At 71.0% G+C, this 13804-nt stretch carries 9 protein-coding genes; 6 read left to right on the top strand and 3 right to left on the bottom strand.

Annotation, left to right across the window (positions count from 1 at the left end; all coding sequences use genetic code 11):
* Nucleotides 1–140: 140 nt before the first annotated feature.
* Nucleotides 141–305: a hypothetical protein gene (locus tag J8M51_RS15945; RefSeq protein WP_086755445.1), complete on the top strand. Its 165-nt coding sequence runs from the start codon at nt 141–143 to the stop codon at nt 303–305.
* A 105-nt stretch (nt 306–410) separates the two neighbouring features.
* Here J8M51_RS15945 and dnaE read toward each other — a convergent pair whose 3' ends face one another.
* Nucleotides 411–3950: a DNA polymerase III subunit alpha gene (gene dnaE / locus J8M51_RS15950; RefSeq protein WP_086755446.1), complete on the bottom strand. Its 3540-nt coding sequence runs from the start codon at nt 3948–3950 to the stop codon at nt 411–413.
* Nucleotides 3951–4164: 214 nt separating this feature from the next.
* On the opposite strand from dnaE, the gene J8M51_RS15955 reads away from it, so the two are divergent.
* From J8M51_RS15955 to J8M51_RS15965, 3 genes are all read left to right on the top strand, one after another.
* On the top strand, nt 4165–5499 hold the full coding sequence (locus J8M51_RS15955) for a DUF2252 domain-containing protein (RefSeq protein ID WP_086755447.1): 1335 nt from the start codon (nt 4165–4167) through the stop codon (nt 5497–5499).
* A 133-nt stretch (nt 5500–5632) separates the two neighbouring features.
* Nucleotides 5633–6319 carry a hypothetical protein gene (locus J8M51_RS15960; protein ID WP_086755448.1) on the top strand — a complete coding sequence of 229 codons (687 nt, stop codon included), beginning with the start codon at nt 5633–5635 and terminating at the stop codon, nt 6317–6319.
* 83 nt (nt 6320–6402) lie between these two features.
* On the top strand, nt 6403–7203 hold the full coding sequence (locus J8M51_RS15965; protein ID WP_086755449.1) for a DsbA family protein: 801 nt from the start codon (nt 6403–6405) through the stop codon (nt 7201–7203).
* A gap of 131 nt (nt 7204–7334) precedes the next feature.
* Here J8M51_RS15965 and J8M51_RS15970 read toward each other — a convergent pair whose 3' ends face one another.
* Nucleotides 7335–7994, bottom strand: coding sequence for a hypothetical protein (locus J8M51_RS15970; protein WP_086755450.1), 660 nt, complete (start codon nt 7992–7994; stop codon nt 7335–7337).
* A gap of 287 nt (nt 7995–8281) precedes the next feature.
* Between J8M51_RS15970 and J8M51_RS15975 the strand changes: the two genes are divergently transcribed.
* Nucleotides 8282–11350 carry a helix-turn-helix transcriptional regulator gene (locus tag J8M51_RS15975; RefSeq protein WP_256964498.1) on the top strand — a complete coding sequence of 1023 codons (3069 nt, stop codon included), beginning with the start codon at nt 8282–8284 and terminating at the stop codon, nt 11348–11350.
* A gap of 139 nt (nt 11351–11489) precedes the next feature.
* Entirely contained in the window at nt 11490–13175 is a 1686-nt protein-coding gene (locus tag J8M51_RS15980; RefSeq protein WP_086755452.1) for an alkaline phosphatase D family protein, read from the top strand.
* On the opposite strand, the gene J8M51_RS15985 is transcribed toward J8M51_RS15980, so the two are convergent.
* Entirely contained in the window at nt 13176–13745 is a 570-nt protein-coding gene (locus J8M51_RS15985) for a dienelactone hydrolase family protein (RefSeq protein WP_086755454.1), read from the bottom strand.
* Nucleotides 13746–13804 lie beyond the last annotated feature (59 nt).

Raw genomic sequence — 13804 nt, forward strand, 5'->3', positions numbered from 1 at the left:
GCCGCGCGCGACCCGCCGTACGGCACACGGTCCGACAACTCTCGTCACGGACGGTGATTTTCCGAAATGCGTACCTTGTCATGCTATGTGAGTCTGGTCGCGGCCCTGGCCCCTAGACCCCCTTCAGGAGGCAGATCCCCATGGCCAAGAACAAGAAGCAGGACCGGAAGCAGCCGCAGTCCGAGCGTGGTCAGCAGGAGGCCCAGCAGTCCTCGCTGGAGTCGCAGGCCGAGCAGCGCGCGACCCAGGTGACGCCCGGCGACATGGCCCGCAAGGGTCGGCAGAAGCGCTTCGGTCACAACTGACATCAGCGGTACGGGCTGTTGAGGCCCGGGTACACCGAGGGGCGCGTCCGAAGGATCGGATGCGCCCCTCACGCTGTTCACGCCCGTCGGGCCGCCGAGGTCCGCTCAGCCGGCCAGACAGGACGGGCCGAGCAGCACCTTGAGATCACCGAACAGGGCCGGGTCCGGCTTCACCCGGTGCCGGTCCAGGCGCAGCACGGTCGTCTTGGTCGGGCCCTGGAGCCTGATCCGGACCTCGCTGTCGCCCTTGTGGTGGGTGAGGATCTCACCGAGCCGGCTGACCATGGGCGGGGTGACGCGGGTGGCCGGGATGGTGAGGATCACCGGGGCGTTGGTGCCCGCGTTGGAGAGGTCAGGGACCTGCATCTCCATGGCGACCAGGCGCGGCACCTCCTCGCGCTTGTCGAGGCGGCCCTTCACGAACACGACCGCGTCCTCGACGAGTTGCGTGGAGACGAGCTGGTAGGTGGCCGGGAAGAACATGCACTCGATGGAACCGGCGAGGTCCTCCACGGTGGCGATCGCCCAGGCGTTGCCCTGCTTGGTCATCTTGCGCTGCAGGCCGGAGATGATGCCGCCGATGGTGACGACCGCGCCGTCCCCGTGCTCACCGCCGGTGAGCTGGGCGATGCCCGCGTCGGCCTTGTCGGACAGGACGTGCTCCAGGCCGAAGAGGGGGTGGTCGGAGACGTAGAGACCGAGCATCTCCCGCTCCTGGGCGAGGAGATAGGTCTTCTCCCACTCGTCGGTGGTGAACTCGACGTCGAGTCCGAAGCCCGGCTCGCTGCTCTCCTCCTCGCCCATGCCGCCGAAGAGGTCGAACTGGCCCTCGGCCTCCTTGCGCTTGACCGCGACCACGTTGTCGATCATCGAGTCGAAGTGGGCGGTGAGGCCCTTGCGGGTGTGCCCCATCGTGTCGAAGGCGCCCGCCTTGATCAGCGACTCCGTGGTCCGCTTGTTGCAGGCGACCGCCTCGACCTTGTCGAGGTAGTCGGGGAAGGAGGCGTACTTCCCCTTGGCCTTGCGGCTGCGGATGATCGACTCGACCACGTTCGTACCGACGTTGCGGACGGCTTCGAGGCCGAAGAGGATCACGTCGTCGCCCTGGGCGGCGAAGTTGTGCACCGACTCGTTGACGTTCGGCGGGAGCACCTTGATCTTCATGCGCCGGCACTCGTTGAGGTAGACCGCCGACTTGTCCTTGTCGTCCTTGACGGAGGTGAGCAGCGCGGCCATGTACTCGGCCGGGTAGTTGGCCTTGAGGTACGCGGTCCAGTAGGAGACGAGGCCGTACGCGGCGGAGTGCGCCTTGTTGAAGGCGTAGCCGGCGAAGGGGACCAGGACGTCCCACAGGCCCTGGATGGCCTCGTCGCTGTAGCCCTTGTCGCGGGCGCCCTTCTGGAACAGGACGAAGTTCTTCGCCAGTTCCTCGGGCTTCTTCTTGCCCATCACGCGGCGGAGGATGTCGGCCTCGCCGAGCGAGTACCCGGCGATGATCTGGGCGGCCTTCTGCACCTGCTCCTGGTAGACGATCAGGCCGTAGGTGACCGCGAGGACCTCTTCGAGCGGCTCCTCCAGCTCCTTGTGGATCGGCGTGATCTCCTGGCGCTTGTTCTTGCGCTCCGCGTAGTTGATGTGCGAGTTCATGCCCATCGGGCCCGGCCGGTAGAGGGCCGAGACGGCGGAGATGTCCTCGAAGTTGTCGGGCTGCATCTGGCGGAGCAGGGAGCGCATGGGGCCGCCGTCGAACTGGAAGACGCCGAGGGTGTCGCCGCGGCAGAGCAGTTCGAAGGTCTTGGGGTCGTCCAGTGGGAGAGCGAGCATCTCCAGGTCGATGCCCTTGTTGGCCTTCACCATCTTGATGGCGTCGTCCATGATCGTGAGGTTGCGCAGGCCCAGGAAGTCCATCTTGAGCAGGCCGAGCGACTCGCACTGCGGGTAGTCCCACTGTGTGATCGTGACGCCGTCGGTGTGGCGCACCCAGATCGGGGCGTGGTCGACGATGGGCTCGCTGGACATGATCACGCCGGCCGCGTGCACGCCCATCTGCCGGACCAGGCCCTCGACGCCCTTGGCGGTGTCGATGACCTTCTTCACGTCGGGTTCGTTCTCGTACATCGACCGGATCTCGCCCGCCTCGCTGTAACGCGGGTGGGAGGGGTCGGTGATGCCGTTGAGGTCGATGCCCTTGCCGAGGACGTCGGCGGGCATCGCCTTGGTGAGCCGGTCGCCCATGGCGTACGGATAGCCCAGCACGCGCGCGGAGTCCTTGATGGCGTTCTTCGCCTTGATCTTGCCGTAGGTGCCGATCATGGCGACCTTGTCGGCGCCGTACTTCTCGGTCACGTACCGGATCACCTCGACGCGCCGGCGCTCGTCGAAGTCGATGTCGACATCGGGCATCGAGATGCGCTCGGGGTTGAGGAACCGCTCGAAGATCAGTCCGTGCGGGATCGGGTCGAGGTCGGTGATGCCCATGGCGTACGCGACGATCGAGCCGGCGGCGGAGCCTCGGCCGGGGCCGACCGCGATGCCCTGCTTCTTGGCCCACATGATGAAGTCGGCGACCACGAGGAAGTAGCCCGGGAAGCCCATCGAGATGATGGTGTCCATCTCGTACTCGACCTGCTTCATACGGTCGTCCGGGATGCCTCCGGGGAAGCGCCGGTGCATCCCGCGCATGGTCTCCTCGCGGAACCAGGTGACCTCGGTGAAGCCCTCCGGGATGTCGAACTTCGGCATGAGGTTCCTGGCCTCGAACATGCCGGAGGTGTCGATCTGCTCGGCGACCAGCAGGGTGTTGGCGCAGCCCTCCTGCCAGGCGTCCGAGGAGTCGACGGCGTACATCTCGTCCGTCGACTTCAGGTAGTAGCCGGTGCCGTCGAACTTGAAGCGGTCCGGGTCGGAGAGGTTCTTGCCGGTCTGGATGCACAGCAGGGCGTCGTGCGCGGTCGCCTCGTGCGCGTACGTGTAGTGCGAGTCGTTGGTGACCAGGGGCGGGATGCCGAGCTTCTTGCCGACCCGGAGCAGGTCCTCACGGACCCGGTGCTCGATGTCGATGCCGTGGTCCATCAGCTCCAGGAAGTAGCGGTCCTTGCCGAAGATGTCCTGGTACTCGGAGGCCGCCTTCACCGCCTCGTCGAACTGGCCGAGGCGCAGCCGGGTCTGGAGCTCGCCGGAGGGGCAGCCGGTGGAGGCGATGAGCCCCTCGGACCACTGGGAGATGGTCTCCTTGTCCATCCGGGGCCACTTCTGCAGCCAGCCCTCGGCGTACGCGTCCGAGGAGAGCTTGAAGAGGTTGTGCAGCCCCGTCCTGTTCGCCGCCCAGATCGTCTTGTGCGTGTAACCGCCCGAACCGGACACGTCGTCCCGCTTCTGGTGCGGCTGGCCCCACTGGATCTTGCGCTTGTTGCGCCGGGACTCGGGGGCGACGTACGCCTCGATACCGATGATCGGGGTGACACCGGCCTTCTTCGCGGTGTGGAAGAAGTCGTAGGCCCCGTGGAGGTTGCCGTGGTCGGACATGGCGATATGGGTCATGCCCATCTCGTTGCACGCGTCGAACATGTCCTTGAGCCGCGCGGCACCGTCCAGCAGCGAGTACTGGGTGTGGACGTGCAGGTGCGTGAACGGCGGCTTTGACACGGCTTCGGCCTCCAGGGGACACGGGGAAAACAGACGTGAACGACTGCCCCACGGGCTGCGGACAGTCTGGGGGACAGCGTCGAAGTCTATGCCTCGGCACTGACACCGCGAGGCTCCTCCCCCGTACCTTTCGGGGAGGAGTCGTGGGCACTTCCGTGCGCCCTCGCACGTTGAGAGGTCGACCCACCCGTGATCCACCAGGAGGCACCCAGCGATGTCGGTTCCGCAGCTCAACGACGAGCGACGCGGTGAGGAGATCCTCGCCGTCTTCGACACCGCCTTCGGCCAGCTCCTGGCCGCCGACCCGGCCGCGTTCCGCGTGAAGTTCCGGAAGATGGCGGCCTCGGCCTTCGCGTTCTACCGGGGCACGGCGTGCCTGTTCTACAAGGACCTGGAGGAGTCGAAGGCATCCGGTCCGTACCTGGACGAGCGCACGTCGCGCGTGTGGATCCACGGCGATCTGCACGCGGAGAACTTCGGCACGTACATGGACTCCACGGGCCGTCTGATCTTCAACGTGAACGACTTCGACGAGGCGTACGTCGCCCCCTTCACCTGGGACCTGCAGCGCTTCGCGGCCTCCGTGGCGCTCATCGGGTACGCGAAGGCGCTGAGCGACGAGCAGATCACCGAGCTGGTGGAGACGTACGCGGCCGCCTACCGGGAGCGCATCCACGCCATAGCGACCGGCGCCAAGCGGGACGAGGTGCCCCCGTTCACGCTGGACACCGCGCAGGGCCCGCTGCTGGACGCGCTGCGCGACGCCCGCTCGCTGACCCGTTTCGGTCTGCTGGACTCGATGACGGAGATCCGGGACTTCGAGCGCCGCTTCGCGCCGGGCGGCGGCTCCATCGAGCTGGACGCGGCCACCCGCTACAAGGTGCTGGCCGCCTTCGACGGCTATCTGGAGACGCTCCCGGAGTCGTCCCTGACCCGCCCGGACTCCTACCGGGTGAAGGACGTCGTCGGCCGCCGGGGCATCGGTATCGGCTCCGCGGGCCTGCCGTCGTACAACATCCTGCTGGAGGGGCAGAGCGACGCCCTGGAGAACGATGTGGTGATCTACATCAAGCAGGCCCAGACCCCGGCCGTCTCCCGGCACATCACCGACCAGCGCATCCGTGACTACTTCGAGCACGAGGGCCACCGCACGGTCATCTCCCAGCGCGCCCTGCAGGCGCACGCGGACCCGTGGCTGGGCTGGACGGAGCTGGACGGCGCCGGGCAGCTGGTCGCCGAGGTGTCGCCGTACGCGGTGGACCTGGACTGGAGCGACATCGACGACCCGGAGGAGATCGCGGCGGTCGTCGCCGACCTGGGCCGGGCCACGGCCACGATGCACGCGGCGGCGGACGACCTGACCGGGCAGTCCCTGGTGCCGTTCTCCACGGAGCGGGCCATCGACGCGGCGATCGCGGCCGACGAGGAGGGCTTCGCACCGCTCCTGGTCGACTTCGCCCACGCGTACGGCGCACGCGCGCGTGCGGACCACCAGATCTTCGTCGACCTGTTCCGCAACGGCCGGATCCCCGGTCTGCGCAACGACTGATCCCTGCGGCGGGCCACCGCCGGGACGGAATCGGGGACGGCGTCGGGGAACGTATCGAGGAATGAGGCATCGCCCACTCACAGGGGCCTTTTAGCGGTCCCTTACGGGTGGGCGTGGGAGACTCGTCAGCGCCATGGACATATCCGGGACCCACTTCAGAGCCGTGCGCGCGGCGCTGTTCACGGCGGTCGTCGTGACGCTCAGCACCGCGTCGCACGTGCTGCTGTCCGGGGTCCCGCTGCCGTTCACCACGGTCGCCGCGATCGCCGTCGCCGTCTTCCTCGTCGCCTACGCGCTGGCCGGCCGCGAGCGCGGCTTCGGACGGATCGCCGGGGTGCTGATCCCGCTGGAGCTGGCCGCGGACACGGTCTTCACCACGGGTCAGCACGCCTGTTACGGCGAGGCGGGCGGTCCCGTCACGGGTCCGCTGCGGCAGGTCGGACTCGACATGCTGTGCGGCGGCGGCAGTGTCGGCGCGCCGCTGGCGCGGGTCGCCGGCGGCTCCGAGCGGGCGGGGGTGCTGCTGGCGGGCGCCGGTCCGGCCGCCGCCTGGCTGCTGCTCGCCGCGCACATCGCCGTGGGCCTGCTGGCCGCCGCCTGGCTGCGGCGGGGCGAGCGGGCGCTGGCCCAGCTGCTGGACGCCGCGGTCGCCGCCGGCTTCCGGCCGCTGCTGATCGCGGTCGCCTCGGTCATGGTGCGGCCCGCCCCGGCGCAGCCCCGGCCGGCGCGCGCCTCGCACCGTACGGCCATCGCCCGCACCCTCCTCATCGCCCACTCCCTGGGGCGGCGAGGACCGCCGTGCTCGGTCGCCTTCGTGTGACCGCCGTCCGAGCACGAGCACGTCCTCCACCACCCATTTCTCCGCGCACCACGTGTGCGCGTCCTTCAGGGAGTTCACCCACCATGAGCAAGCGGAACAGCAACGCGGCGAAGTCGGCGGCCCGTGAGCGGCTGCGGCTGGAGCGCGAGCGCCAGGCCAAGCGCGCCAAGGTCAGGCGGCAGGCGATCGTGGGGGCCTCGGTCGTCGCGGTGCTGGCGATAGCCGGCGGCATCGGCTACGCCGTCGTCCAGAACAACAAGCCCACCAAGTGGGAGCAGGCCGCCGACGCCACGGTGGTCGCCCCGGCCAACACCTCGGGCAAGAACGGCACCACGGTGCTGATCGGCGACTCCACGTCCAAGAACGTGGTCCACCTCTACGAGGACCCGCGCTGCCCGGCCTGCGCCAGCTTCGAGCAGACCGTCGGCGAGACCGTCGACAAGGGCATGACGGACGGCGAGTACAAGCTCTCCTTCACCCTCGGCACCTTCCTCGACGGCAACCTCAGCGGCGAGGGGTCGAAGAACGCGCTCAGCGCGCTCGGCGCCGCGCTGAACGTCGGCCCGGAGGCCTTCCTCGACTACAAGGCCGCGCTGTACTCGACGAAGTACCACCCGCAGGAGTCGACCGACGAGTTCGCCAAGGACAGCTATCTGATCAAGGTGGCGAACACGGTCGACGCGCTCAAGAACAACAAGAAGTTCCAGGACGCCGTCGAGAAGGGCACCTACGACGCCTGGGCGATGAAGATGAGCAAGTCCTTCGACGACGCCGAGGGGGTCGATTCGACCCCGACCATCAAGATCAACGACAAGAAGATCACCAACCCGTCGTCGGTCGCGGACTGGGAGACGGCGCTCAAGGACGCGGGCGTCACCAAGTAGCGCCCCGAGGCACCACCCCGCCGAGCGACACCCCGCAAGCGGCGCCCGCGCCGCGCACGGGAACGGGCGGGTGCTCCCGGAGGCCGCTCCGGAGCACCCGCCCGTCCGTCCCGCGGGGGCGGCGCCACGCCCTACGGCGCGATGTACGGCTTGACCCGCCCCCGGTAGTCCTCGGACCGGACCTCGTTGTAGTACTTGTCGGCGTCCTCGCCGTCCGAGGTGAAGATGTACACCGGGCACTCGTCGGACTCGACCTTGCCGCTGTACGCGTACTGCTCCTTGCCGGTGCGCGCCTCGACGACCCGCAGCCGGTACGAGGTGTTGTACGTCTTGATCTTCAGCGGCTTGCCGTCGGCCTCCATGTCGCAGACCTTGCCGGTCGCGGTGGCCTTGGTGCGCTCGACGCAGACGACCAGTTCGGTCTGCTCGGGCTTGTCGTCGTAGCCGAGGAACCAGCCCTTGGGGAAGTCGCCGTCGAGGGGCACGCTGCTCGTCCAGCCGTCGCCGGTGCTGTTCATGAGCTGCGCCGGGTGCACGGTCTTCTTCTTGCGGTCGTAGGCCGGCAGCCCCTCGAAGCCGAGTCCGTCCGTGCAGACCCGCTCCAGGTCCTGGGTGGTCACCGGCACCTCCGGCGCGTCCGCGGCGGCGCCGGCCGACGAGGAACCGCCGCCGCTCCCACTCCCCTTGCCACTGCCGGCACCGGTGCTTCCGGTGCTTCCCGTGAGTGACGAACACCCGCACAGCACCATGCCCAGCACTCCGGCGGCGACCCATGTCCGGGCACGCTGCATCGACGACCTCCCTGCCGAAAGAACCTGCGAAACAACCTGAGAAAGAATCTGAGAAAGAATTCTGAGAAAGAAAATGAAGCAGGCAGGGCATGTCCCCCCGGATCATGCCCTGTCCCCCCTGCCCTGCCGAAACAGAAGCGTGCCGGACCCCGCTCCCCGGGGTATCGGGGAAGATCCCCCATGTAGTTGTGCGGGCCCTGTGAGACTGGGGGCTACGCTGTTACGCGCCTCGAAGGCGCATTCGAGGGTTGCCACGACCATCCCAACAGGGCTCAGGGGGCCTGGAGTTGACGTCGTACTCGTCGCTGTCGTCGTCGGCCCTGGTGGGCAGGGAGGCGGAGCGGGATCTGCTGGCGGCCGCCGTCCGGGCGGCCCGGGACGGACGCGGCTCGTCGGTCTTCGTGCTGGGCGAGCCCGGTATCGGCAAGTCCCGGCTGGTCGAGGAAGCCGCGTCCGCCGCCGCGCACGCCGGGGCGCGGGTCCTGCGCGGGCGGGCCGCGTCCGCCGGACGCGCGGTGCCCCTGCGCCCGCTGGCGGAGGCGGTGTTCTCCGGACTGCGGGGCGACGGCGCGCCCTCGGGCGGGGACCTCGGCCTCTACGAGCCGCTGCTGTCCCGGCTGTGCGGGCTGGCGCCCCAGGACGGCGCGCCGCTCGTCGGGTACGCCGAGGCGGTGCTGCGGCTCCTGCATGTCCTCGGTCGCGACGACGGCTGTGTCCTGGTGCTGGAGGACCTGCACGACGCGGACGCCGACACGCTCGCCATCGTCGACTATCTGACGGACAACCTCACCGGCCAGCGGGCCGTCCTGCTGGCCACCCTGCGCGGCGAGTCCGGCCCGGCGCTCGGCCTCGCCGAGGCCGCCACCTCCCGGCGTACGGCCAGGACGGTCCGGCTCGCCCGGCTCGGGCCGGCCGGTACGGCGGAGCTGGCGGCCCGGTGCCTGGGCCATGACACCGCCGAGGATGTCCCGGCGGCGGTGCTGGACCGGCTGCACACCGTCTCCGAGGGCGTCCCCTTCGTGGTGGAGGAACTGCTGCGCGCGATGGTCGACGGCGGCGGTCTCGTCCGGGACGGGGCCACCCGCTGGACGGTGACCGGCTCGCTCGACGCCGGTGTGCCCGCGACCGTCGCCGCCGCCGTGCTGCAGCGCGTGGACCAGTTGCCGACGCCCGGGATCGCCCTGCTGGAGGCGGCGGCGGTCCTCGGCAGACGCTTCCCCGTGGACATCGCCGCCCGCGCCGCCGGGCTGGACCACACCACCGCCCTCGCCCAGCTCCGCCACGCGGCCCGCGCCCACCTCGTCTCCGACGCCACCGTCCCGTCCGACCCCGGCTGGCACAGCTTCCGCCACGCCCTCACGGCCGACGCCATCACCCACCGCCTCCTCCCCGCCGAGTGGGCCTCCCTCTGCCTGGCGGCGGCGGACGCGATCGAGCGCACGACACACCCGGAGCCGCCCGCCGCCACGGACCCCGACACGCCGGTCGCCCACGGCGCCCGGGCCCTCGGGCCGACCGGCCCGGCCGTCACCGGCGGGACCCTCGCCACCGACGCCACCGACGCGGCCGACGACCTGTACCGGCTCGCGGCGGAGCTGTGTGTCACCGGCGGCCGGCCTGCGCGGGCCGCCGTACTGCTCACCCGGGCCGGACGGCAGGCCGTCGCGCGGGGTGCCCTGCTGACCGCCGTGGAACTGCTCGACCGGGGCCTGGAGCTGACCGCCGGCGCGCCGGACGCGCCGCCGGAGGCGGTGGCCCGGCTGCTGGAGGAACTGCTCGGCACGCTGGTCCTCACCGGTGATGTGCGACGGGTACCCGAACTCGGGGAGCGGCTGGACCGGGTCCTGACGGTGTCGGGCGCGTCGGCGGGCCGGCGCGCGGCCGGCTTTCTGACCCGGGCGCGGGCCGCGGCCACCGCCCAGCAGTGGGAGGAGGGCCTGACCGCCGTACGGCGGGCGAGGGATCTGCTCGGCGACACGCCCGACCCCGCGTCCCGTGCCGCCCTGGACGCCGTCGCCGCCCATCTGGTGCTCAACTCCCAGCGCCCGGACCGTCTGGAGAGCGCGCGGGCGCTCGCCGAGGGCGCCGTCGCGACCGCCGAGGAGGTGGGCCTGCCGGAGGTGGCGTGCAAGGCGCTGAACATGCTCGGCTACTGCCTGCGGCCCCGGGACCTCGGCGAGGCGGAGGACGCGTTCGCCCGGCTGGTCGCCACCGCCGAGGCCCACGCGCTCCCGGTGTGGCGGATCCGCGGCCTGCTGGAGCTGGGGGTGCTCGACCGGGTCCGGTTCACCGGCACCGACCGGCTGCTCGCCGCGCGCGGGGCCGCCGAGGAGACCGGCGCGGTGCTGCTGACGGCCTGGGCCGACATGCATCTGACGCTCGCCCACATCCTGCGCGACGAACACGACCGGGCCACCGCGTCCGCGCGTCGGCTCCAGGCGACGGCACGCCGACTGCGGCTGCGCGAGGTGGAGTTGATCGGCGCCGGCGTGGACGGCATCATCGCCGCCTCGCTCGGGGAGCGGGAGAAGCTGGACGCCACCCTGCGCACCCTGGAGCGTGCGCTGGCCGGACGGAGCGCGGGCGCCCTCTGGGGTTACGCCGACACCTCCGTGTGGGGCTGGGCCCAGGGCGTCTGCTCACTGCTGCGGGAGGAACCCGACCGCGCGCTGGCCGAGTTCACCGAGGCGGACGGCGTCATGAAGGCGCTGCCCAGCACCGGCGGCGTCACCGGGTTCCTCGGCCCGTACCTCCTGCTGCGCACCCTGCGCGGCGCGACCGACTGGGCCGAACTGGACGGCACCGGCACCGACCGGCTCACCCGGGTCCACTGGGACCGCCCCTTCGTCGGCTGGTCCCGGGCCGTCCTGCTGGGCCGCGAGGGACGGGCCGCCGAGGCGGCGAAGACGGCGGAGGAGGCGCTGACCGGGACCGCCGACACGCCCCTGGCCGCCCATCTCTGTCTGCGTCTGGGCGCCCAGGCCGCGCTCGCCGACGGCTGGGGCCGGCCCGTCGAATGGCTGCGCACCGCCGAGCAGTTCTTCCACGAGCGGGGCACGACCCGGGTGTCGGCCGCCTGCCGGTCCCTGTTGCGCGACGCCGGCGCCCCCGTACCCCGCCGCCGCCAGGGCCACGACACGATCCCGCCGGAGCTGCGGCGCGCGGGGGTGACGGCCCGGGAGTACGAGGTGCTGCGGCTGCTCGGCGCCCGGCTCGGCAACCAGGAGATCGCCGAGCACCTGTTCCTCTCCCCGCGCACGGTCGAGAAGCACCTCGCCAGCCTCCGTGAGCGCACCGGCCGCCCCGACCGCGCCGCCCTCATCGCCCTGGCCAAGCGGTACGCCGACGCGCCGTGACCGCCGGGCGCGGAGCCCCGCTTCCCGGCCCGCCCCGGCTGTTCCCCGGCCGACGAACAGCGCACGCCCGCCTGAACATTGAGCGGATTCCGGGCTACCGCCTTACCCCGGGCCCTACCGATCAGTAATCTCATCCGCCGTGACCAGTCGCAGATCTCACTCCAGCCCCGGTTGCCCCGACTCCCCCGCCCGGCCCGCGGGTTCGGCCGCCCCGAGCCGCCGTACGGTCGTCAAGGCGGCCACGGCCGGGGCCGTCCTCGCGGCCCCCCTGGCCGCCGCGATCCCGGCGCGCGCCGCCGACGCCCCGGCCTTCCTGCACGGCGTCGCCTCCGGTGACCCGCTGCCCGACGGTGTCCTGCTGTGGACCCGGGTGACCCCCACCGCCGCCGCGACACCCGGCTCCGGGCTCGGCCCGGACGTCGAGGTCGGCTGGACCGTGGCCCGGGACAAGGCGTTCACGAACATCGTCGCCAAGGGTTCGACGACCGCGACCGCCGCCTCCGACCACACCGTGAAGGCGGACGTGCGCGGCCTCGCACCCGCCACGGACTACTGGTTCCGCTTCTCCGCCGAGGGCGCCGCATCGCCCGCCGCCCGCACCCGCACCGCCCCGGCAGCCGACGCCGCCGTCACCGGCCTGCGCTTCGGAGTGGTCTCCTGCGCCAACTGGGAGGGCGGCTACTTCGCCGCCTACCGCCATCTCGCCGCCCGCGGCGACCTGGACGCCTGGCTGCACCTCGGCGACTACATCTACGAGTACGGCACCGGCCAGTACGGCACCCGCGACAAGGTCGTACGCCCGCACGCGCCGGCCCACGAGATCCTCTCCCTCGCCGACTACCGCGTCCGGCACGGCCGTTACAAGACCGACCCGGACCTCCAGGCCCTGCACGCTGCGGCGCCCGTCGTCGCCATCTGGGACGACCACGAGATCGCCAACGACGCCTGGTCGGGCGGCGCCGAGAACCACACCGAGGGCACGGAGGGCGCCTGGGCGGCCCGTCAGTCGGCGGCCAAGCAGGCGTACTTCGAGTGGATGCCGGTGCGCCCGGCGATCTCGGGCACCACCTACCGCCGGCTGCGTTTCGGCAGGCTCGTCGACCTCTCGCTCCTCGACCTGCGCTCCTTCCGCTCGCAGCAGGTGGGCATCGGCGACGGCGAGGTCGACGACCCGGACCGCACCCTGACCGGCCGGGCCCAGCTCGACTGGCTGAAGGCCGGGCTGAAGTCCTCCGACACGACCTGGCGGCTGGTCGGCAACTCGGTGATGATCGCCCCGTTCGCCCTCGGCAACCTCACCGCCGACCTCTTCGAGCCCCTCGCGGAGCTGCTCGGCCTGCCGAAGGAGGGTCTCGCCCTCAACCCCGACCAGTGGGACGGCTACACCGACGACCGCCGCGAACTCCTCGCCCATCTGCGGGAGAACGCGATCCGCAACACGGTCTTCCTCACCGGCGACATCCACATGGCCTGGGCCAACGACGTGCCGGTCAACGCCGGTACGTACCCGCTGTCGGCCTCCGCGGCCACCGAGTTCGTCGTCACGTCGGTCACCTCGGACAACCTGGACGACCTCGTCAAGGTGCCCGAGGGCACCGTCTCCGCGGTGGCCTCCCCGCTGATCCGCGCCGCCAACCGGCACGTCCACTGGGTCGACACCGACCGCCACGGCTACGGCGTCCTGGACATCACCGCCGCACGGGCGCAGATGGACTTCTACGTCCTGTCCGACCGGACGAAGGCCGACGCGAGGTCCACCTGGGCGCGCTCGTACCGCACACGGACCGGGACCCAGAAGGTGGAGCGGACGTACGACCCCGTGTAGCTACAGGCTTTCGAGGAAGCCGAGGGCCACCCGCCAGGTGGCCTCGGCGGCCTCCTCGTCGTAGTCGGGCAGCTCGGGGTCGGTGTAGAGGTGACCGGCCCCGGCGTACCGGTAGACCTCGACATCGGCCCCCGTCCTGCGCATCTGCAGATACCAGGCGCTCAGCCAGTCGTCCGGCTCGAACGGGTCGGGCTCGGCGATGTGCAGCTGCACGGGCAGTTCGTCCACGGACGCGGAGGCCGCGATGTCCGAGGTGCCGTGCAGAAGCAGCAGCCCACGCGCGTTCTTGTCGCCCAGCGCGAGGGTCTGCGCGGTGGCGGCGCCGAGCGAGAACCCTGCGTAGACGAGCCCGCGCTCCGAGTAGGGCGCGGCGGCCAGGACCGCGCGCCTGAGAAGCTCCTCCCTGCCCAACTCCTGGTTGAAGGCCATGCCGTCCTCGACCGTGTCGAACGTCCGTCCGTCGAAGAGGTCGGGGGTCCACACCTCGTGTCCGGCGGCACGCAGCCGGTCCGCGGCCTCGCGCACCGCGGGCCGCAATCCGTAGGTCGAGTGGAAGAGCATGATGTTCATGAGGCCATCGTGCCAGCCGGGTCGGACGACCGGTCCGCCGACCGGCTCCGGCGCCCGTA

This window comes from Streptomyces griseiscabiei (assembly GCF_020010925.1).
GTDB classification, from domain to species: Bacteria; Actinomycetota; Actinomycetes; order Streptomycetales; family Streptomycetaceae; genus Streptomyces; species Streptomyces griseiscabiei.

Bases quoted from the DNA above. Each gene is read 5' to 3' on its own strand.
- J8M51_RS15970 (WP_086755450.1), bottom strand. From the start codon at position 7,994: ATGCAGCGTGCCCGGACATGGGTCGCCGCCGGAGTGCTGGGCATGGTG.
- J8M51_RS15955 (WP_086755447.1), top strand. From the start codon at position 4,165: ATGTCGGTTCCGCAGCTCAACGACGAGCGACGCGGTGAGGAGATCCTC.
- J8M51_RS15960 (WP_086755448.1), top strand. From the start codon at position 5,633: ATGGACATATCCGGGACCCACTTCAGAGCCGTGCGCGCGGCGCTGTTC.
- J8M51_RS15985 (WP_086755454.1), bottom strand. From the start codon at position 13,745: ATGAACATCATGCTCTTCCACTCGACCTACGGATTGCGGCCCGCGGTG.
- J8M51_RS15945 (WP_086755445.1), top strand. From the start codon at position 141: ATGGCCAAGAACAAGAAGCAGGACCGGAAGCAGCCGCAGTCCGAGCGT.
- J8M51_RS15965 (WP_086755449.1), top strand. From the start codon at position 6,403: ATGAGCAAGCGGAACAGCAACGCGGCGAAGTCGGCGGCCCGTGAGCGG.